The organism is Nocardia sp. NPDC087230, from assembly GCF_044744725.1.
GTDB classification, from domain to species: domain Bacteria; phylum Actinomycetota; class Actinomycetes; order Mycobacteriales; family Mycobacteriaceae; genus Nocardia; species Nocardia canadensis.
Map to the genome: position 1 here is coordinate 521459 of NZ_JBIUYV010000003.1, position 17043 is coordinate 538501.

General features: G+C 70.6%; 17 protein-coding genes. 7 read left to right on the plus strand and 10 right to left on the minus strand.

The window, feature by feature from the left end; genetic code table 11:
- The first annotated feature begins 103 nt into the window (after window positions 1–103).
- Window positions 104–619, plus strand: a complete 516-nt coding sequence (locus ACIO52_RS14515) for an acetyl-CoA carboxylase biotin carboxyl carrier protein subunit (RefSeq protein WP_218719811.1) — start codon at window positions 104–106, stop codon at window positions 617–619.
- The gene (locus tag ACIO52_RS14520; RefSeq protein WP_402644160.1) at window positions 616–1986 is read left to right on the plus strand and encodes an acetyl/propionyl/methylcrotonyl-CoA carboxylase subunit alpha; all 1371 of its coding nucleotides are present in this window, start codon (window positions 616–618) and stop codon (window positions 1984–1986) included. Before ACIO52_RS14515 ends, ACIO52_RS14520 begins: the two co-directional genes overlap by 4 nt.
- A 166-nt stretch (window positions 1987–2152) precedes the next feature.
- Here ACIO52_RS14520 and ACIO52_RS14525 read toward each other — a convergent pair whose 3' ends face one another.
- Complete coding sequence (locus ACIO52_RS14525) at window positions 2153–2704, minus strand: helix-turn-helix domain-containing protein (protein ID WP_316575251.1); 552 nt, start codon at window positions 2702–2704, stop codon at window positions 2153–2155.
- A gap of 93 nt (window positions 2705–2797) precedes the next feature.
- On the opposite strand from ACIO52_RS14525, the gene ACIO52_RS14530 reads away from it, so the two are divergent.
- From ACIO52_RS14530 to ACIO52_RS14540, 3 genes are read left to right on the plus strand one after another with little or no spacing between them, the layout of a single operon-like run.
- A complete protein-coding gene (locus ACIO52_RS14530; RefSeq protein ID WP_402644447.1) occupies window positions 2798–4009 on the plus strand; it encodes a pyridoxal phosphate-dependent aminotransferase in 1212 nt (403 codons plus the stop codon).
- A gap of 31 nt (window positions 4010–4040) precedes the next feature.
- Window positions 4041–4829, plus strand: coding sequence for a helix-turn-helix transcriptional regulator (locus ACIO52_RS14535; RefSeq protein WP_218719808.1), 789 nt, complete (start codon window positions 4041–4043; stop codon window positions 4827–4829).
- Window positions 4830–4833: 4 nt separating this feature from the next.
- Complete coding sequence (locus ACIO52_RS14540) at window positions 4834–5691, plus strand: sterol desaturase family protein (RefSeq protein ID WP_218719807.1); 858 nt, start codon at window positions 4834–4836, stop codon at window positions 5689–5691.
- On the opposite strand, the gene ACIO52_RS14545 is transcribed toward ACIO52_RS14540, so the two are convergent.
- Genes ACIO52_RS14545 through ACIO52_RS14580 form a run of 8 tightly spaced genes read right to left on the minus strand, consistent with a single transcriptional unit; the run spans window position 5684 to window position 13398 of the window.
- A complete protein-coding gene (locus tag ACIO52_RS14545; protein WP_218719806.1) occupies window positions 5684–6496 on the minus strand; it encodes a carbohydrate ABC transporter permease in 813 nt (270 codons plus the stop codon). The two genes, ACIO52_RS14540 and ACIO52_RS14545, sit on opposite strands and share 8 nt — an antisense overlap.
- Window positions 6486–7439 (minus strand): sugar ABC transporter permease, encoded by a 954-nt coding sequence (locus tag ACIO52_RS14550; protein WP_316575249.1) that lies wholly within the window; start codon window positions 7437–7439, stop codon window positions 6486–6488. The genes ACIO52_RS14545 and ACIO52_RS14550 overlap by 11 nt, the downstream gene beginning before the upstream one ends.
- A 1-nt stretch (window position 7440) precedes the next feature.
- Window positions 7441–8298, minus strand: coding sequence for a metallophosphoesterase (locus ACIO52_RS14555; RefSeq protein ID WP_218719804.1), 858 nt, complete (start codon window positions 8296–8298; stop codon window positions 7441–7443).
- Window positions 8295–9662 carry an ABC transporter substrate-binding protein gene (locus tag ACIO52_RS14560; protein WP_218719803.1) on the minus strand — a complete coding sequence of 456 codons (1368 nt, stop codon included), beginning with the start codon at window positions 9660–9662 and terminating at the stop codon, window positions 8295–8297. Before ACIO52_RS14560 ends, ACIO52_RS14555 begins: the two co-directional genes overlap by 4 nt.
- Window positions 9663–9695: 33 nt before the next feature.
- On the minus strand, window positions 9696–10826 hold the full coding sequence (locus ACIO52_RS14565) for an ABC transporter ATP-binding protein (protein ID WP_402644167.1): 1131 nt from the start codon (window positions 10824–10826) through the stop codon (window positions 9696–9698).
- Between the two features lie 9 nt (window positions 10827–10835).
- Complete coding sequence (locus ACIO52_RS14570; RefSeq protein WP_402644170.1) at window positions 10836–11702, minus strand: alpha/beta fold hydrolase; 867 nt, start codon at window positions 11700–11702, stop codon at window positions 10836–10838.
- The gene (locus ACIO52_RS14575; protein ID WP_218719800.1) at window positions 11702–12226 is read right to left on the minus strand and encodes a YiiD C-terminal domain-containing protein; all 525 of its coding nucleotides are present in this window, start codon (window positions 12224–12226) and stop codon (window positions 11702–11704) included. The genes ACIO52_RS14570 and ACIO52_RS14575 overlap by 1 nt, the downstream gene beginning before the upstream one ends.
- Before the next feature lie 11 nt (window positions 12227–12237).
- Window positions 12238–13398 carry an acyl-CoA dehydrogenase family protein gene (locus ACIO52_RS14580; RefSeq protein ID WP_218719799.1) on the minus strand — a complete coding sequence of 387 codons (1161 nt, stop codon included), beginning with the start codon at window positions 13396–13398 and terminating at the stop codon, window positions 12238–12240.
- Window positions 13399–13538: 140 nt separating this feature from the next.
- Between ACIO52_RS14580 and ACIO52_RS14585 the strand changes: the two genes are divergently transcribed.
- Together ACIO52_RS14585 and ACIO52_RS14590 are read left to right on the plus strand one after the other, a co-directional pair.
- Window positions 13539–14480, plus strand: a complete 942-nt coding sequence (locus tag ACIO52_RS14585) for a PDR/VanB family oxidoreductase (protein ID WP_402644449.1) — start codon at window positions 13539–13541, stop codon at window positions 14478–14480.
- 286 nt (window positions 14481–14766) lie between these two features.
- A complete protein-coding gene (locus ACIO52_RS14590) occupies window positions 14767–15684 on the plus strand; it encodes a hypothetical protein (RefSeq protein ID WP_402644174.1) in 918 nt (305 codons plus the stop codon).
- Between the two features lie 125 nt (window positions 15685–15809).
- Here ACIO52_RS14590 and ACIO52_RS14595 read toward each other — a convergent pair whose 3' ends face one another.
- Window positions 15810–17036 (minus strand): cytochrome P450, encoded by a 1227-nt coding sequence (locus ACIO52_RS14595; RefSeq protein WP_402644177.1) that lies wholly within the window; start codon window positions 17034–17036, stop codon window positions 15810–15812.
- Window positions 17037–17043: the final 7 nt, after the last annotated feature.

Below are 17043 nucleotides of genomic sequence, written 5' to 3' on the forward strand. Positions count from 1 at the left end.
CCGCCCGTTCCGCCTCCGTCCCTTGACGGCCCTCGGTCAGGTCCTGCGCTTGCCGGACCGGACCACCGATTCGACTCGCCCGCACCGAGATTCAGGAGAACCGATGACCGAGCCCGCCCTCAGCGAATCCGTCCAGCGGGCGGTGAGCGCCACCGACGCCGACCACAGCCTCGCCGTCCTGACCCGCCACGCGCTGCAGGTGCGCGCCACCGCCGCCGACCCGAGCTCGGTGACCGTCGCCAACGGCCCGGTCTCGTTGCGGGTCACCTGGGACGACCGGCCCGTCTCGGCTCCCGCCGTCGTCCCCGAGACCACGGGGCATCTCGCGCTCGTCACCCCGCCCGCGCCGGTCGAGTCCGCCGCGACCGGCGCGAACACCTTCGCCCTGACCGCCGAGACCGTCGGGGTGTTCTATCGGTCGCCGGAACCCGGTGCCGCGCCGTTCGTCTCGGTCGGTGACCCCGTCCGGGCGGGTCAGCAGGTCGGCATCATCGAGGCGATGAAGCTGATGATCCCGGTCACCGCGACCACGGAGGGCGTCGTCGCCGAACTGCTCGTCGACAACGGCGACGCCGTGGAGCACGGCCAGCCGCTGATCGTGTTCGAGGCGCTGCGGTGACCCGCCCCCTCCGTAAGGTGCTGATCGCCAACCGCGGCGAGATCGCGGTGCGGGTGATCCGCACCTGCCGGGAACTCGGCATCGCGACCGTCGCGGTGCACTCGGCCGCCGACCGGGACTCGGCGGCGGTCCGGCTGGCCGACGAACGCGTGCAGATCGGGCCCGCCCCGGCCAAGCGCAGCTACCTGTCGATCCCGGCGATCATCGAGGCCGCCCGCACCACCGGCGCCGACGCCATCCACCCCGGCTACGGCTTCCTCTCCGAGGACCCGGATTTCGCCGAGGTGTGCGAGGCGGAGGGGTTCGTGTTCGTCGGCGCGCCCGCCGCCGTCATGGCGCGGCTGGGCGACAAGTCCACGGCCAGGGCGCTGATGGCCGACGCGGGGCTGCCGCTGCTGCCCGGCAGCCGCGACCCGATCGACGACGCCGAGGCCGCCCGAGCGCTGGCCGAGCAGATCGGCTACCCGGTGATCATCAAGGCCGTCGCCGGCGGCGGTGGCCGCGGGATGCGGGTGGTCCGCGACGGCGACGACTTCGGGGCCGCCTGGCAGCACACCCGGGCCTCGGCCGCCGCGGTCTTCGGCGACGGCAGGCTCTACCTGGAGCGCTACCTGGAATCGGCCAGGCACGTCGAGGTCCAGATCCTCGCCGACACCCACGGCACGGTGGTGCACCTGGGCCTGCGCGACTGCTCGCTACAGCGCAGACACCAGAAACTCGTCGAGGAATCGCCCGCTCCCGGCCTGTCCGCCGAACTCGCTGACCGGATCGGCGCGGCGGCCGTGCGCGGCTGCGCGGCGGCCGGGTACGTCGGCGCGGGCACCGTGGAGTTCCTGCTCGGTCCCGACGGGCAGTTCTACTTCATGGAGGTCAACTGCCGGTTGCAGGTCGAGCACCCGGTCACCGAGATGGTCACCGGCGTCGACCTGGTCGCCGCACAGCTGCGGATCGCGGCGGGCGAACCGCTGTCCCTGCCCGCCGATCTCCGCTCGCGCGGGGTGTCGATCGAGTGCCGGATCAACGCCGAGGATCCCCAGCGCGAATTCGCCCCGGCCGCAGGCACTCTCGTCGAGTGCGCGCTGCCCGGTGGTCCGTTCGTGCGCGTCGACACCCATGTGAGGACGGGCTACGCGATTCCCCCGCACTACGATTCGCTGCTCGCCAAGGTCGTCGTCTGGGCGCCCGACCGCCCGGCCGCCATCGCCCGCATGCGCCGCGCGCTGGCCGAGACCACCATCACCGGCGCGGGCGTCGCCACCACCACCGAGTTCCTGCACGACATCCTCGACCACCCCCGCTTCCGCGCCGCCACCCACGACACCGCCCTCATCGGCACCTGCACGGCCCCGGCCGTCGCCGCCCGCTGACACCCGCCCGGAACGGCTCCCTGCCCGGGCCGGTCCGGGCGAGCGCCGGCGAACCGAGCTGCCGGTACGACGATCACGCGATCCGGCCACCGTCATCAGCACCGAGATCCGGCCGAGGCGTCACCGGCGGTTCGGTGGTGCGGTCACGGATTTCCCGCTGATCCGGTCAGGCGGTCAGTGACCGGGCGCCGGTGGCGATCTCGGTGGCCTCGGCCAGCTCGAGCCGCAGTTCCCGGTCCGGTGCCGGGGCTGGTCCGTCGTGGTGGGTGACGCCGTCGGCGGTGATCACGTAGTGCAGCACGGTGTCGCCGATGTGGACCGTCACGGTGCCCGCCGGGACGATCTGGGCGACCGCGTGGCCCAGCGGCAGTGCCAGCCAGTGCGCGCGCACCGCGTCGGTCGGCTTGCGGTCGCCGAGGCGGGGTGTGCCCCACACCGACAGCGCGTCGAGCACCGGGCGCAGGGCCAGGCCCGCGTCGGTCAGCTCGTAGCTGGAGCGCATGCCGTTGCGGTGGTGGGTGATCATGCCCTCGCGCTCGAGATCCTTGAGCCGGGTGGCGAGCATGTCGGTGCTGATCCCGGGCAGGTCGGCGAACAGGTCGCTGTAGCGGCGCGGGCCCGCGCACAGTTCGCGGACCACGAGCAGGGTCCACCGGTCCCCGACGAGGTCGAGCGCGCGGCTGACCGCGCAGTAGTGGTCGTAGCTTCGGCGTGGCACGTGTCCTACTCTAACCATAGACTTGGAAAAACCAAGTGAAATCTTGGAAATACCAAGTAGTGTGTGCGGCAACCACACTTCGGAGGGATGTTCATGCAGGTCAAGCAGTCCAGCAAGCTGTCGGGAGTGTCGTACGAGATCCGCGGCCCGGTCGCGGAGGAGGCGGCCCGGCTCGAGGCCGAGGGCCATCACGTCGTCAAGCTCAACACCGGCAACCCGTTGATCTTCGGCTTCGACGCGCCCCCGGATCTGTTGCAGGACATGGTCCGAACGCTGCCCACCTCCACCGGGTACAGCTCGTCGAAGGGCCTGCTCTCGGCCCGGCGCGCGGTGGTGCAGTACTACCAGACACTCGGCGTCGACGACGTGAGCGTCGAGGAGGTCTTCCTCGGCAACGGTGTCTCCGAGCTGATCATGATGGCGATGACCGCGCTGCTCGAGAACGGCGACGAGGTCCTCGTCCCCGCCCCGGACTTCCCGCTGTGGACCGCCGCGACCGCCCTCAACGGCGGCACGCCGGTGCACTACCTGTGTGACGAGGGTGCCGACTGGTACCCCGACCTGGCCGACATCAAGGCCAAGATCACCGACCGCACCCGCGCCATCGTGCTGATCAACCCGAACAACCCCACCGGCGCGGTGTATCCGCCGGAGGTGCTGCGCGAGATCCTCGAGATCGCCCGCAGGCACAATCTGGTCGTCTTCGCCGACGAGATCTACGACAAGATCTACTACGACGACCTCGAGCACACCGCCGTCGCCTCGCTCGCGCCCGATCTGCTGTGCCTGACCTTCTCCGGTCTGTCGAAGAACTACCGGGCCGCCGGACTGCGCTCGGGCTGGCTGGTGGTGTCGGGCCCCACCCAGCACGCCGCGAGCTACCTCGAGGGCCTGACCATGCTGGCCGGTCTGCGGCTGTGCGCGAATGTGCCCGCGCAGCAGGCGATCCAGGCCGCCCTGGGTGGGCATCAGAGCATCTACGACCTCACCCTGCCCGGCGGGCGGCTGCGTGAGCAGCGCGACCGCGCCTGGGAAGCCCTCAACGCCATCCCCGGTGTGTCCTGCGTGAAACCGAAGGGCGCGCTGTATGCCTTCCCGCGCATCGACCTGGACATGTACCGCATCCACGACGACGAGAAGTTCGTGCTCGACCTGCTGCTGCAGGAGAAGCTGCACATCGTCCAGGGCACCGGCTTCAATTGGCCACGCCCCGACCACTTCCGGATCGTCACCCTGCCGCACGCCGACGAGCTCGAGGCCATCATCGAGCGCATCGGCCGCTTCCTGGCGACCTACCGGCAGTGACACCGGCCGGCTCCGGCGCCGGGTCCGTGGCGTGAGCGAGGTCGCCTGGCGCGGTGCCGGGGCGTTGATCCGGCCCGGCGTGCTCGCCTTCACCGGGACGATCGGCGGCACCCGCGCGCATGCCCACCATGCCGCGCAGATCATCGTGGCCGACGCGCCGGTAACCGTGCTCGACGGTGACGGCCGACCGCACACCGGGGCCGAGATCGTCATCCCGCCCGACACCGAACACCGCGTCGACACCGGCGGCGCGACCGGGATCGTGGTGTTCCTCGACCCCGATTCCCCGGCCGGTCGCGGTGCCGAACTCCGGGCGGCGACCGCCGGGTGGTGCGGTGGTCCCGCCCTGCGCGATCGCGCCCGGCCGATCACCTCGACGGCGGACTTCGTCGACGGACTGCTGGGCACGCTCGCGGCGGCGAGCGGCGGTGCCGTCTCCCCGCGGCATCCGGCGGTCGTGGCCGCGGTGGCCGCGCTGCCGGCGATGGTGGCGCGCGGGCCGGTGCGCACCGGGGAGGTCGCCGCCGTCGTCGGCCTGTCGGCCAGCCGGCTCACCCACCTGTTCACCGCCCAGGTCGGGCTGCCGCTGCGCCGCTACATCCTGTGGTTGCGGCTGATGAACGCCGTCGAGCTCGCGCGGGGTGGACAGGATCTGACTTCGATCGCGCACGCGACGGGATTCGCCGACAGCGCGCATCTCACCCGCACGTGCCGGGAGATCTTCGGACTGCCGCCGTCGGCGCTGACCAGCGCCGTGGTCTGGGACGGTCGGGTCAGCCGAATCGTTCAAGCGTCCACGGGGGACCGGCGGCCAGGCTGAGGGCATGAACCTCGCTGTGCGCCGTCTCGCCCGCTACGGCTACGTCCCATTGATGCTGGTGGGGCTCAACGGAATCGGCATCGCCCTCGCCGCCGCCCATGCCCCGAAACCCTGGCTGCTGCTCGTGCTCGCCGTGGCGATCGCCACCTCGTTCGCGGTCGAACGGGTCATCCCGTACGAACCCGCCTGGAACGGACCCCAGGCCGACAGCGTCCGCGACCGGCTGCACGCTGTCGTGAACGAGACGCTGATCCTGGTCAGCGTGGCGGTGATCCCGCTGCTTGCCGCGATCGTGCCCGCCCCGGGGCTGTGGCCGGGCGATTGGCCGTTCGTGGTCCAGGTGGTCCTCGCCATCCTGATCGCGGACGCCGGAATCACGCTGGTGCACTGGGCCAGTCACAAGATCGGGGTGCTGTGGCGCTTCCACGCCGTGCACCACAGCGTCACCCGGTTCTACGGCCTCAACGGCCTGATGAAGCATCCGCTGCACCAGACCGCCGAGATGGCCGCCGGCGTGGCCCCGCTGATCGTGATCGGGCTGCCGGTCGACGTCGCCGCCGCGCTGGCCCTCGCCGTGGCCGTGCAGCTGCTGCTGCAACATTCCAACGCCGACTATCGCGTCGGTCCGCTGAAGTACGTGCTCGCCCTCAACGAGGGTCACCGCTTCCATCACCTCAAATGGGCCGGCGTCGGCGACGTCAACTTCGGCCTGTTCACCCTGCTCTGGGATCACCTGCTGCGCACCTACAGCTACGATCCGCGCCGCCGGTTCACCTCCGACCAGCTCGGCATGGCGGCACATCCCGACTATCCGGTCGGCTACTTGGATCAGCTGATCGCGCCCTTCCGCCGCCTCACTTGAGCCCCGACCGGACGAAGGCGTTGACGATGTGGCGCTGCAACACCAGATAGAGCAGCAGCACCGGCAGACAGGCCAGACTCGCCAGCGCCATCATCGGACCCCACTGGTCGCCCTCGGTGCCCATGAAACTGCGCAGACCGAGCTGGAGGACATCGTTGGATTGCCGCAGAACGACCGCGGGCCAGAAGTATTCGTTCCAGGCGTTGATGAACAGCAGGATGCCCAGCGCGGCCAGCGCGGGGCGCAGATTCGGCACCACCACCGTCCACAGGATGGCCCAGGAGGAACGGCCGTCGATCTTGGCCGCGGCGACGAGCTCCTTCGGGAAGGCGTTCATGTGCTGGCGCAACAGCAGCACCGCCAGCGCCGAGCACAGTGTCGGCAGCACGCAGCCGATCAACGTGTTGATCAGCCCCATCCGGTTGAGCAGGATGTAGTTGGGCAGCATGGTGACCTGGAACGGCACCAGCCAGACGCCGACGAACGCCAGATACATCAGCCGCTGCAGCGGGAAGGTGTACATCGCGAAGGCGTAGGACGCCAGCAGCGCGATCAGCAGCTGACCGGCCGCGGACAGGATCGCCACGACGAAGGTGTTGACGATCAAGCCGGTGACGTCGACCTTCTGCGCCGCGTCGAGGTAGTTGTCGATCGACAACGGCCACGGCAGCGGCGACAGCGAGGTGACGTCCTGGGGCCTGCGCAGCGCGGTGGCGAACAGCCAATAGATGGGGAACACGCACACCAGCGCCGTCCCGGCGAGCAGCACATGGCTGCCCGCCAGGCGAAGACGGTCAATCATCATGAACGGCAACCTTTTCCGAGATCCAGACCAGCACGGCCGCCAGCGCGCCGAACCCGACGAACAACAGCACGCCCGCCGCCGCGCTCAGACCCGCGTCGAAGCTGTGGAACGCGTAGTCCCAGAGCAGGTAGTAGATGTTGGTCGTGGCCTGCGCCGGTCCGCCCTGGGTCATCGAATCGATGAGCGGGAACGACAGTGTGGGACTGAGCAGCACGGTGGTGAGCACCAGGAACAGCAGCGTCGGCGACAGCAGTGGCAGGGTGATCCAGCGCCGGATCTGCCCCGGCGTCGCGCCGTCGACCTGCGCGGCCTCGCTGTAGTCGCCACTGATCCCGGCCAGTCCGGCCCACACCACCAGTACCGCGAAACCGAGCAGCTGCCAGCCGGTGATCAGCACGATCACCGCCTGCGCCGTCGAGGCGTCGTAGACCCAATTGCGGCCGGAATCGACCACCTGGTCGACGAATCCGGAGCCGGGATGCAGCAGCCAGCGCCACACCGCCGCCGCCGCGACCGGCGCGACCAGGAACGGGGCGAACACCAGCGCCTGATAGAACGTGCGGGCCCGGCCCTGCACCCGCCTGCTGGCCAGCGCGATCAGCACCGGCAGCAGCACCGTGAACGGCAGCAGGCCCAGGATCAGCGTCGCGGTGCGGCCCAGCGAGCCCCAGAACGCCGGAAGATCCAGCAGCCGGGAGTAATTGGCGGTACCGACCGCCTTCATCGGCGCGGTCGGCAGCAGATTCCACGACACCGTGGACAGCTGCACCGCCTGCACCAGCGGCTGGTAGGTGAACACCACCAGCAGGACCACCGCCGGCGCCAGATACAGATAGGGCGCGATCAGGCGCAGCGCCGCGCGCCGGGTGAACCGGCGCGGACCCGCCGCGGGGGCGATGATCGCCGCCCGCGCCGGGTCCTGCCTGTCGTCGATGACGAACATGTCACCGCGTCCGCGCGGCGATCGCCGCCAGTTGCTCGAGCACCTCGGCCTCGGGCCGGTCGTAGACCGGGGTGGCCGGGGTCGCCTCGATCGCGGTGGCCAGCACCGTCGAACCGACGACATCGATCCGGCTGTACCCGAATCCGGCGAACCCGCGGTGCCTGCCCGCCGGGGGCATCGGATCGATCCGGTACGACAGCGCGGGCCCGATCCACACCGGGATCCCCGCGACCGCCGCGGCGGCCGTCAGATGGTTGTGCCCGCACAGGATCATCCGCACATCGGACCCCGCGAGGACCTCCGCCAGCCGGTCGGCGTCCTCGAGCTTGAGGAAGTCGACGGTGGCGATGGGCGACGGCAGGGGCGGATGGTGCAGTACCAGCACGGTGCCCCGGGGCGCGGGGGTGCGCAGCTGCACGCTCAGCCAGGCCAGCTGCTCGAGTTCGAGCCTGCCCTCGTGCCGCAGCGGCGTGGTGCTGTCCAACGCGATGATGCGCAGACCGGCGACCTCGACGATGCGGTCGTGGGGCAGCGTGGTGTCCACCGAGCCGGGAGCCAGGTCGAGCAGCTCCTCACCGAAGGCGCCACGTTCGTCGTGATTGCCCATGACGTAGACGATCTCGGCGCCGAGTTCGGCCGCGACCGGTTCGACGGCCGCCCGCAGCCGCCGGTACGCCTCGGGTGACCCGTTGTCGGACAGGTCACCCGAGAGCACCAGGGCGTCGACGTGCTGCCCGGCCTCGCGCAGGTGGGTGAGCACCCGGGTGAGGTTCGCGTCGGTGTCGACGACACCGTGGACGAGCTCACCGGCCGGGCGCAGGTGGGTATCGGTGAGCTGGACGATGGTCAGATCGCTCATGCGACCGGCAGGAGTTTGGTGCCCTCTGCCTGCGCAGCGGTCAACGTGGACTGCGGATCCTTGCCCTGGAACACGATGGCTTCGACGGCGTCCATCATGCCGTCGCGCATCTGCAGATAGTTGTTGCCCGGCATGGACACCCACGGCTCCATGTTCGCCAGCTGGGCGACGTTCGGCTTCAGCAGCGGATTCTTGGCGGCCCAGTCCTTGAGTCCGTCGGCCTGATCGAGCAGTCCGGTGCGCAGCGGCAGGTAGCCGATGTTCTGCGCGATCTTGATGTAGGACTCCTCGCTGGTGAGGAACTTGATCAGCTCCCAGGAGGCACGCTGCTTGGCCGGATCGTTGGACAGGATGTGCAGGCCCGCACCGGAATTCGTGGGCACGGTCGGCTTGCCCGCGAACGACGGCATCGGCGCCGACCGCAGGTCCCACTTGTCCTTGGCGCCGGTGACGAAGGTGCCCTGGATGGCGCTGGTCTCGAGGATCATGCCGATCTCGCCGCGCGCGAACGCCTCGTAGCCCTGCTTCTGGTTCAGCTTGGGCATGCTGCCCGTGTTCACCAGGTCCTGCGCCATCTTGGTCACCTCGACGACGGGCGCGGAGGCGTAGGTGAGGGTGCGGCGGTCCTCGGCGATGACCCGGCCGCCGTTGGAGCGCACCAGCGACTGGAAGCACCAGTCCTTGGCGGTCTTGGTCAGGCAGTCGATGTAGACACCGCCCTTGCCGGTGCGGTCGGCGATCTGCTTGGACGCGGTCGCGACCTCGGCCCAGGTGGCAGGCGGTGTGGCCGGATCCAGACCGGCCTCGGTGAACAGCGAGGCGTTCAGGTACAGCACGGGGGTGGAGAACACGAAGGGCACGCCGTAGGTGTGGCCGTCCCAGTCGTCGAGGACGCGGGCGCGCGGGGCGTAGGCGTGTCGGCCGTCGAAGTTCTCGGCCACCTCCTGCTTGCCGACGAGGGTGTCGAGCGGCTTGGCCTGCAGCTGGTGCACGGTGAAGTCCAGGTCGGAGAAGCCGAGCTGGGCGACGTCGGGCGGGGTGCCCGCGACCATCTGGTTCTGGATGCTGGAGATGGTGTCGGTGGCCGGGTTCGGGCTGTTGCCCTGCGGCTTCTGCGCGGTGACCTTGATGTTGGGGTACTTCTTGCCGAAGTCGGCGATCAGCGCGTTGAACGTGTCGGTCCAGGCGCCGGCGAGCCCGTAGTTGTAGGACTCGAACACGATCGAGACCTGCTGGTCGGGCTTCAGCTCCGGAATCTGCGCGGTCGTCGTGGTGTCCGAGGACACGGTGCCGCCCAGACCGCAGCCGCTCAGGGCGACGGCGGTGGTGAACACCACGCCCAAGATGGGCAGGGTGCGTTTCATGGTGGTTCTCCTCATCAATGGTTCGTGCGGTAGTCAGGGGACGGGCACGGCAGCCGCGTCCTGGTTGGGGATCGACTCCGGTTGCGGCGCCTGCCAGGTCAGGCGCAGGCCGGTGTCGGGATCGAACAGGTGGATGTCGGCGGGGTCGACCCGCACGGCGATGTCCTCGCCGACGCGCACCCCGGCCGGGCGCGGCGCGCGCACGCACAGGCTGGTGGTGCCCGCGTCGAGGTGCACCAGTTCCTCGCTGCCGAGGTTCTCGACCATCCGCACCCGGCCGCGGACGGCGCCGCCGGCGGGGTCGATGCGCAGGCGCTCCGGCCGGATACCCGCGATCACCGGGGTGGCGGTGTCGAGCTCGTCGGTGATGTCGAGCGCGGCGTCGACACCGTCGGCCGTCACGCGCAGGGCACCGGCGCGCGACTGGACGACCGCGGGGAACAGGTTCATCGGCGGCGAGCCGAGGAAACCGGCGACGAAGGTCGAGCGCGGCTGGTCGTAGAGCTCGGCGGGGGTGCCGCACTGTTCGACCCGGCCCTCGTTGAGCAGCGCGATGCGCGAGGCCATCGTCATCGCCTCGACCTGGTCGTGAGTGACGTAGAGGAACGTCGCGCCCAGTCGCTGGTGCAGGGCGATCAGTTCGGCGCGGGTCGCGCTGCGCAACTTGGCGTCCAGGTTCGACAGCGGCTCGTCCATCAGGAACGCGCCGGGATCGCGGACCATGGCGCGGGCCAGGGCGACGCGCTGGCGCTGGCCACCCGAGAGCGCGACCGGCTTGCGGTCGAGCAGCGCGGACAGCTCCAAGGTGGCCGAGACCTCGGCGACCCGCTGGGCGATCTCGGCGCGCGGCTTGCGCCGGGCCCGCAGCGGGAACCCGATGTTCTTGGCCACCGACAGGTGCGGGTAGAGCGCGTAGCTCTGGAACACCATCGCCAGGTCACGACGCTGCGGCGCCGCGTCGGTGACGTCGTTGCCGCCCACCAGGATCCGGCCCTCGCTCGGCTCCTCCAGCCCCGCGATCATCCGCAGCAGGGTGGACTTGCCGCAGCCACTGGGGCCGAGCAGCACCATGAATTCGCCGTCGGCGATGTCGAGGCTGACCTCGCGCACGGCGTAGTCGGTGTCGAACTTCTTCGACACCGCTTCGATCTGCAGTCGTGCCACGTCTCTCCTTCAGGCCGGCGCGGTGCCGGCGGTGATCCACTGCGACACGCCCGCCGCGATCGCGGGCGAGTCCTTGAGCCAGGTGAAGTGATCCAGGTGCTCGACCGCGGAGTTCTCGTCGAGGTGCCACTGGGTCACCGCGGCCGAGGGCATCCGCGAGACCAGGAAGTCGACATTGGACTTGGGGCCGAGCACGTCCTGGGACAGCGAGATCGCCAGCACCGGCAGGGTCATGTTCGCCAGCAGCGTGTTGTAGCGGCGCTTGCTGCCGCTGGGGCGGTAGTAGCTGGTCAGCGAGTGGATCGACCAGTCGACCATCACCCCGCCCGGCATCGGCGCCGGGATCAGCACGCCGCCGGGCCAGTGCCCCTTGATCCGCGACACCAGGCCGATCCACTGGATCTGGCTCAGTGCCTCGAACCAGCGGCGCGGGCCGAAGGCCCACCAGAACACGGTGCCGGTACCGATCACGGTGACCCCGGCGACGCGCTCGGGTTCGGCGGCGGCGAACAGCAGCGCGAGCTGGCCGCCCAGGCTGTGCCCGAACAGGTGCAGCGGCGCCTGCGGGAACCGCTCCTCGATCGCGGAAACGACGGCGGGCAGGTCGATCTCGAGCATTTCGCGGTAGCCGAAGTCGGTGTGCTCGCCGAGCGCGGGCTCGGCCTCGCCGTGGGCGCGCAGATCGCAGGTCGCCACCGAGAGACCGGTGGCGTGCAGGGACTTGGTCAGCGACTGGTAGTTGCGTGCCTTCATCGCCATGGCGGGCAGGATCAGCACCACCGGGGCGGTGGGGTCGTCGGCGGCCAGCCAGCGCACGGTGAAGCGCACGCCGTCGGCGGTGTCGACCGTGGTGGCGTCGGGCGTGGTCGTGGTCATCACTCGTCCGTTCCGGCGATGCGCACATCGCACACGTAGTCGAAGGTGAATTCGGCAGTGAGCACGTCGTTGTCGTCGAGCAGCTCGGCGCGGCCGGACAGCTCGAATCGGGCGGTCGCGGTCGCGGCCAGGACGGCGGCCAGGCCGTCGGGGTCCACGGTGGCGACGGCGCGGATGCGGCCGCGGGCCGGCTTGCGGTAGGCGGCGGTGCCGCCGCGCAGGACCAGCCGGTCGACCGTGAACAGCCGGTGCGCCGCCGCGCCCACGAACGCCGCGGCGCCGGCGATGTCGGCGGCGGTGAACAGCGCGCCCGCGTGCACGGTGCCCATGTGGTTGCACATCACCGGTTCGGCCGGGATCTCGACGACCGAACGGGCGGGGGAGATCTCGGTGATCCGGGTGCCGACGTGCGCGCCGAAGGGCACCAGGGCCTGCGAGGCGTCGCGCAGGTAGGCGTAGTCGACGGCCTCGGCGTCGAGGGCGGGGTAGGCGGCGCCGAATCCGGCGATGCTGCGGGTGGTCATGGGACGTCCTCTCAGCGCGATCCGCGCAGGACGCGCCGCGCGATCGACCCGCGCAGCACCTCCGACGGACCCTCGTAGATGCGGAAAGCCCTGGCTTCCACCAGGAATCGGGCCACCAGGTGGTCCTCACAGACGCCGAGGCCGCCGTGCAGCTGCACCGCGCGGTCGAGCACCCGCCAGACCGCCTCGGAGACGAAGGTCTTGGTGATCGAGGCCTCGTGGCGCGCCTGGGAGGAGGCGGCGCCGTGCTCGTCGATGGTGGCGGCGGTGGATCGGATCAGGCTGCGCGACGCCGCGATATCGATCTCGTTGTCGGCGATCAGGCCCTGGGCCAGACCGTGTTCGGCGATCGGTACCCCGAACGCGTGACGGCCGTTGATGTGCTCGGCGGTGAGCTGCTGGGCGCGCACGGCCAGGCCGAGCCAGTTCATGCAGAACACCAGGCGTGAGGGCGCGAGCCGGACCGCCGCCAGATCCAGGCCGCGGCCCACCGCGCCCAGGATCGCGGACTCGGGGACCTCGCAGTCGGCGAACTCGACCTCGCAGTGCCCGCCGGGCGCGCTGGTGTGGTCCAGTGTCGGCATCCGGCGGCCGACCTTCAGGCCGGGGTTGTCCTGGTCTACCAGGAACATGGTCGGGCCGTCGGTGGTGGAGGCGACGCAGATGGTGAACGCCGCGCCCTGCGCGCCGGTGGTGAAGTGCTTGCGGCCGTTGATAACCCAGCCGGTGTCGGTCTCCTCGGCGACGGTGGCCAGCATCCGCGGGTCCGATCCCGCGCCGGGCGCCGGTTCGGTCATGGCGATCGCCGAGCGGACCTCGCCGGAGGCCAGCGGGGCCAGATACCGTTCACGTTGTTCGGGATTCGCGACCTCGGCCAACAGGTGGATGTTGCCGTCGTCGGGCGCCCAGGCGTTGACCGCGAGCGGGCCGAGCAGACTGGCGCCCGCGGCTTCTAGCACCTCGGCCTGCGCCCTGGTGTCGAGGCCGAGGCCGCCGTAGGCGGGATCCGAGAGCGGGCCGAAGACACCGGCCTCCTTGGCCTTCTTCTGCAGGTCGAGGCGCAGGGCGTCGTCGGTGACCCGGCCACCGACCACGACCTCGCGTTCCACCGGGATGACGTGGTCTTGCACGAACTGCCTGGTCTTGGCGACCAGTTCCGCCACTGGAGTCATGCCGTCAGTGTCGGGCGGGGTGCGCACCGGGCGGCGGGACGATAGTGAATGTCGATCGCGCCAATCGTCTCGCCGCGCCCACGGGGCGGACACGCCGGACGTCGAGCACGGTGAAACTCGACAACCATGCGGGCGAGGGGATGGCCATGACCGACGTGAGCGTGCGGGTGATCGAGCGCACCGACGAAGCCGACGCGGTATTCGCCCTGGTGCTCGCCGCGGCCGACGGTGGGGAACTGCCCGCCTGGACGCCGGGCGCGCATATCGACGTGGCGGCGGGCGCGGCCGGCCTGCGCCAGTACTCGCTGTGCGGCGACCCCGCGCAGCGCGACCGGTGGCGGATCGCGATTCTGCACGAGCCGAACGGCCGCGGCGGGTCCGCGCACCTGTTCCGGACCGCGCTGCCCGGCACCACTTTGTCGGTCTCTCTGCCGCGCAACAACTTCGAGCTGTCCGAGGCCCCGGAGTACACGTTCGTCGCTGGCGGTATCGGGATCACCCCGATCCTGCCGATGATCGCCGCCGCGCAGCGGGCAGGCGCGCGCTGGACGCTGCACTACGGCGCGCGCTCACGCACCCACATGGCCTTCGCCGAGGCGCTCACCGCGCGCTATCCGGCGGTGCGGCTGGTGCCCCAGGACGAGTCCGGCCTGCTGCCGGTGGCCGAGATCGTGGCCGAGCGGCCCGGCGCGACCGTGTACTGCTGTGGCCCGGAACCGCTGCTGGCCGCGGTCGAGGCGGAGGGACAGCGGCAGCGCGTCACAGTACGCACGGAACGGTTCGTCCCGCGACAGCTCGAGCCGGCCGGCGCCGACCAGGCCTTCGAAATCCAGCTGGCCCAGACCGGGCGGACGCTGCGGGTCGCCGCCGACCGCTCCATCGTCGACGTCCTGGAATCGGCGGGCGTCGCGGTCATCACCTCCTGCCGCGAAGGCACCTGCGGCAGCTGCGAGACCTCCGTGCTCGACGGCGAGGTGGACCACCGTGATTCCCTGCTCACCGCCGAGGAGCGCGACAGCGGCAAGACGATGATGCTGTGCGTCTCCCGCGCCCGCTCGGAGGTCCTTGTCCTCGACCTGTGAGCTCGGGAGCCCGGGTGGGCCTCGTGCGTGGGGGATCGATCCCGAACGAGCGAGTCCGGTCGCTGTCCGCACGGGCACGGGCCGACCACTGACAGCTACGGCGCAACAGTCGCCGGTCACCGCGTCCGGTGGGTCGACCCGGTCTGCCGGATCGAATTCGACGTGGTGCGGGGCCGACAGCGCGCGCCGAGGCTGTGCAATCGCACCGAACCTCGCCGATCCCCGCCGGCTGGGCGATCTGTCCTCCCGTCGACCGAACACCGGGCGCGTTCAGTAGATTCGACCGATGACCGCGACCTCCACCGCCCTGTATTGCGGGACCCACTGGGATGAGCAGGGCCGGTGGTTCTACGAGGTGATCCGCGAGGACGGCAGTACCGAGCTGCTGCCGGGAATCGGGACGCGGTTGGCATTCCGGCTCGCCGGGGCCGGGCGGTTCTGTCTCGGGTACCACGGGTTCGGCGCCGGGCGCAGGGGGCGTCAAGCGTGCCCGAGCCGGGCCCGGGTCGACAGCGGAAAGCAGTGCGCGCAATGCCGGGTCACCGAGGGGTGGTCGGTGGTGCACAGCCATCGTGGTCCGCTCACGGCATTGCCCGAGCAGGTGCGCGGGTATGTCGCGCAGCCCCATCACCTCTACATCGCCTACTTCGGCGACGGGATGACCAAGGTCGGGACCGCGTCGGCGGTACGGCGGCAGCGGCGGCTCTTCGAGCAGGGTGCGCTGGTGGCCCGCTTCATCACCGATTCGCCGGACGGGCTGCATGTGCGTGAGCTAGAGCGGGTCGTCTCGGGACGGGCGGGGCTGCGGCAGGCGGTCGCCGGTGTCACCAAGACCCGCATCCTGACCAAGCCGCTGCGGCCGTGGTCGGCGCTGGAGGCCGCCGTCGCCGACGCGGCCGACCACGCGGCGAGCACCCTGCCCGACGACATCGCCCGCACCGACACCGCGTGGTCCGGCGGGCGGGACTTCTACGCCACCATCCTCGAGCGTGGGCGCTACCCGGAGGCCATCGAATTCACCGAGGACGCCGGCGAATACGTCCTCGACGCCGTCACCGCCCACGGCCACACCATCGCTTGCGCCGACGACACCGGGTCCGGTGAACTCGTGCTCGTCAACGACTCCCGGCTCATCGGCCGCCGCATCGAACTCGACGCCACGATCACCGCGGTGACCGCGCCTGCCCAGACCAGCCTGTTCTGACCTGGTCCGGATCAGGTGGCGCAACCCTGGGCGGGGTCGGCGGACGCCGAGGCGGCGCCGGGCAGGCGAGCAGCTCGACGATCCGATCGACTCCCGACGGTACGCCGGTCTGGGTGACCGGGGTCTCAGCGCACGTGCACCGGCAGTTCGAGCAGGCCGCGGATGAGGGTGCTGGTCTGCCAGTGGTCGGTGCCGGCGGCCTCGGCCAGGCGCAGGTCGGGGAAGCGGCGGAGCAGGGCGGTGAAGGCGATCTCGGCTTCGAGGCGGGCCAAGGGAGCACCGACGCAGAAGTGGATGCCGTGGCCGAAGGCCAGATGGCCGGAGGGGTGGCCGTCGGTGGTGAGCGCGTCGGGGTCGGTGAAACGGGCCGGGTCGCGGTTGGCGGCGGCCAGCGCGACGTAGACGAGTTCGCCCGCGGGAATCTCGGTATCGCCCAGGGCGACCGGTTCGGCGGTGTAGCGGACGGTGGCCATGTCGACCGGGCCGTCGAAGCGCAGGAACTCCTCGATCGCGGCGGGGATGCCGGCGGGGTCGGCGCCCAGGGCCCGCCACTGCGCGGGGCGGCGCAGCAGCGCGTTGACGCCGTTGCCGATGAGATTGACGGTGGTCTCGTGCCCGGCGACCAGCAGCAGGAACGCCATCGACACCAGCTCGCGATCGGTGAGGCGGTCGCCGTCGTCGTCGGCCAGGACCAGCTGGGAGAGCAGGTCGTCGGCGGGCTCGGACTGCTTGGCGCGCACCAGGTTCGCCAGATAGGCGACCATCGCGGCCGAGGCCGCGGGGCGTTCGTCGTCCTCGCCTTCGCCGACGACGGTGACCAGGGCCCTGGTCCAGGTCTGGAAGTCGTCGCGATCGGCGTAGGGCACGCCGAGCAGTTCGCAGATCACCGTCACCGGTAGCGGATTGGCGAATTCGTCCATCAGGTCGACCTGTTCGCGCTCGGCCATCGCGTCCAGCAGCGACTCGGTGATCTGCTCGATCCGCGGGCGCAACGCCGCGACCCGCTTGGCGGTGAAGGCCTTGTTGACCAGTTTGCGCAGCCGCGTGTGCGCGGGCGGATCGGTGCTGAGCATGTGGCTCAGCAGCGCGACGACGTTCGGATCGCTCGGGGTCGACCCGCGCTTGTCGTGCACGATCTCGTCGATCCGGACGATGTCCTTGCGCAGCCGTGGATCGGCCAGTGCCATCCGGGCTTCGGCGTAGCCGATGACCACCCAGCGCACGACGTCGTCGGGGAAGCGGACCCGATGGACCGGGCCACCTGCGCGCCAGCGCCGGTAGTGCGCGTGCGGATCGTCGAAGAAGTCGGCCTCGATGGACTCGACGCGGGCAGCAGCGGTGGTGTCGGCCATCTGCCCG

Coding starts and splice junctions, on each gene's coding strand:
- ACIO52_RS14515 (WP_218719811.1), top strand. CDS start 104: ATGACCGAGCCCGCCCTCAGCGAATCCGTCCAGCGGGCGGTGAGCGCC.
- ACIO52_RS14530 (WP_402644447.1), top strand. CDS start 2,798: ATGCAGGTCAAGCAGTCCAGCAAGCTGTCGGGAGTGTCGTACGAGATC.
- ACIO52_RS14540 (WP_218719807.1), top strand. CDS start 4,834: ATGAACCTCGCTGTGCGCCGTCTCGCCCGCTACGGCTACGTCCCATTG.
- ACIO52_RS14545 (WP_218719806.1), bottom strand. CDS start 6,496: ATGATGATTGACCGTCTTCGCCTGGCGGGCAGCCATGTGCTGCTCGCC.
- ACIO52_RS14550 (WP_316575249.1), bottom strand. CDS start 7,439: ATGTTCGTCATCGACGACAGGCAGGACCCGGCGCGGGCGGCGATCATC.
- ACIO52_RS14555 (WP_218719804.1), bottom strand. CDS start 8,298: ATGAGCGATCTGACCATCGTCCAGCTCACCGATACCCACCTGCGCCCG.
- ACIO52_RS14560 (WP_218719803.1), bottom strand. CDS start 9,662: ATGAAACGCACCCTGCCCATCTTGGGCGTGGTGTTCACCACCGCCGTC.
- ACIO52_RS14570 (WP_402644170.1), bottom strand. CDS start 11,702: ATGACCACGACCACGCCCGACGCCACCACGGTCGACACCGCCGACGGC.
- ACIO52_RS14575 (WP_218719800.1), bottom strand. CDS start 12,226: ATGACCACCCGCAGCATCGCCGGATTCGGCGCCGCCTACCCCGCCCTC.
- ACIO52_RS14580 (WP_218719799.1), bottom strand. CDS start 13,398: ATGACTCCAGTGGCGGAACTGGTCGCCAAGACCAGGCAGTTCGTGCAA.
- ACIO52_RS14585 (WP_402644449.1), top strand. CDS start 13,539: ATGGCCATGACCGACGTGAGCGTGCGGGTGATCGAGCGCACCGACGAA.
- ACIO52_RS14590 (WP_402644174.1), top strand. CDS start 14,767: ATGACCGCGACCTCCACCGCCCTGTATTGCGGGACCCACTGGGATGAG.
- ACIO52_RS14595 (WP_402644177.1), bottom strand. CDS start 17,036: ATGGCCGACACCACCGCTGCTGCCCGCGTCGAGTCCATCGAGGCCGAC.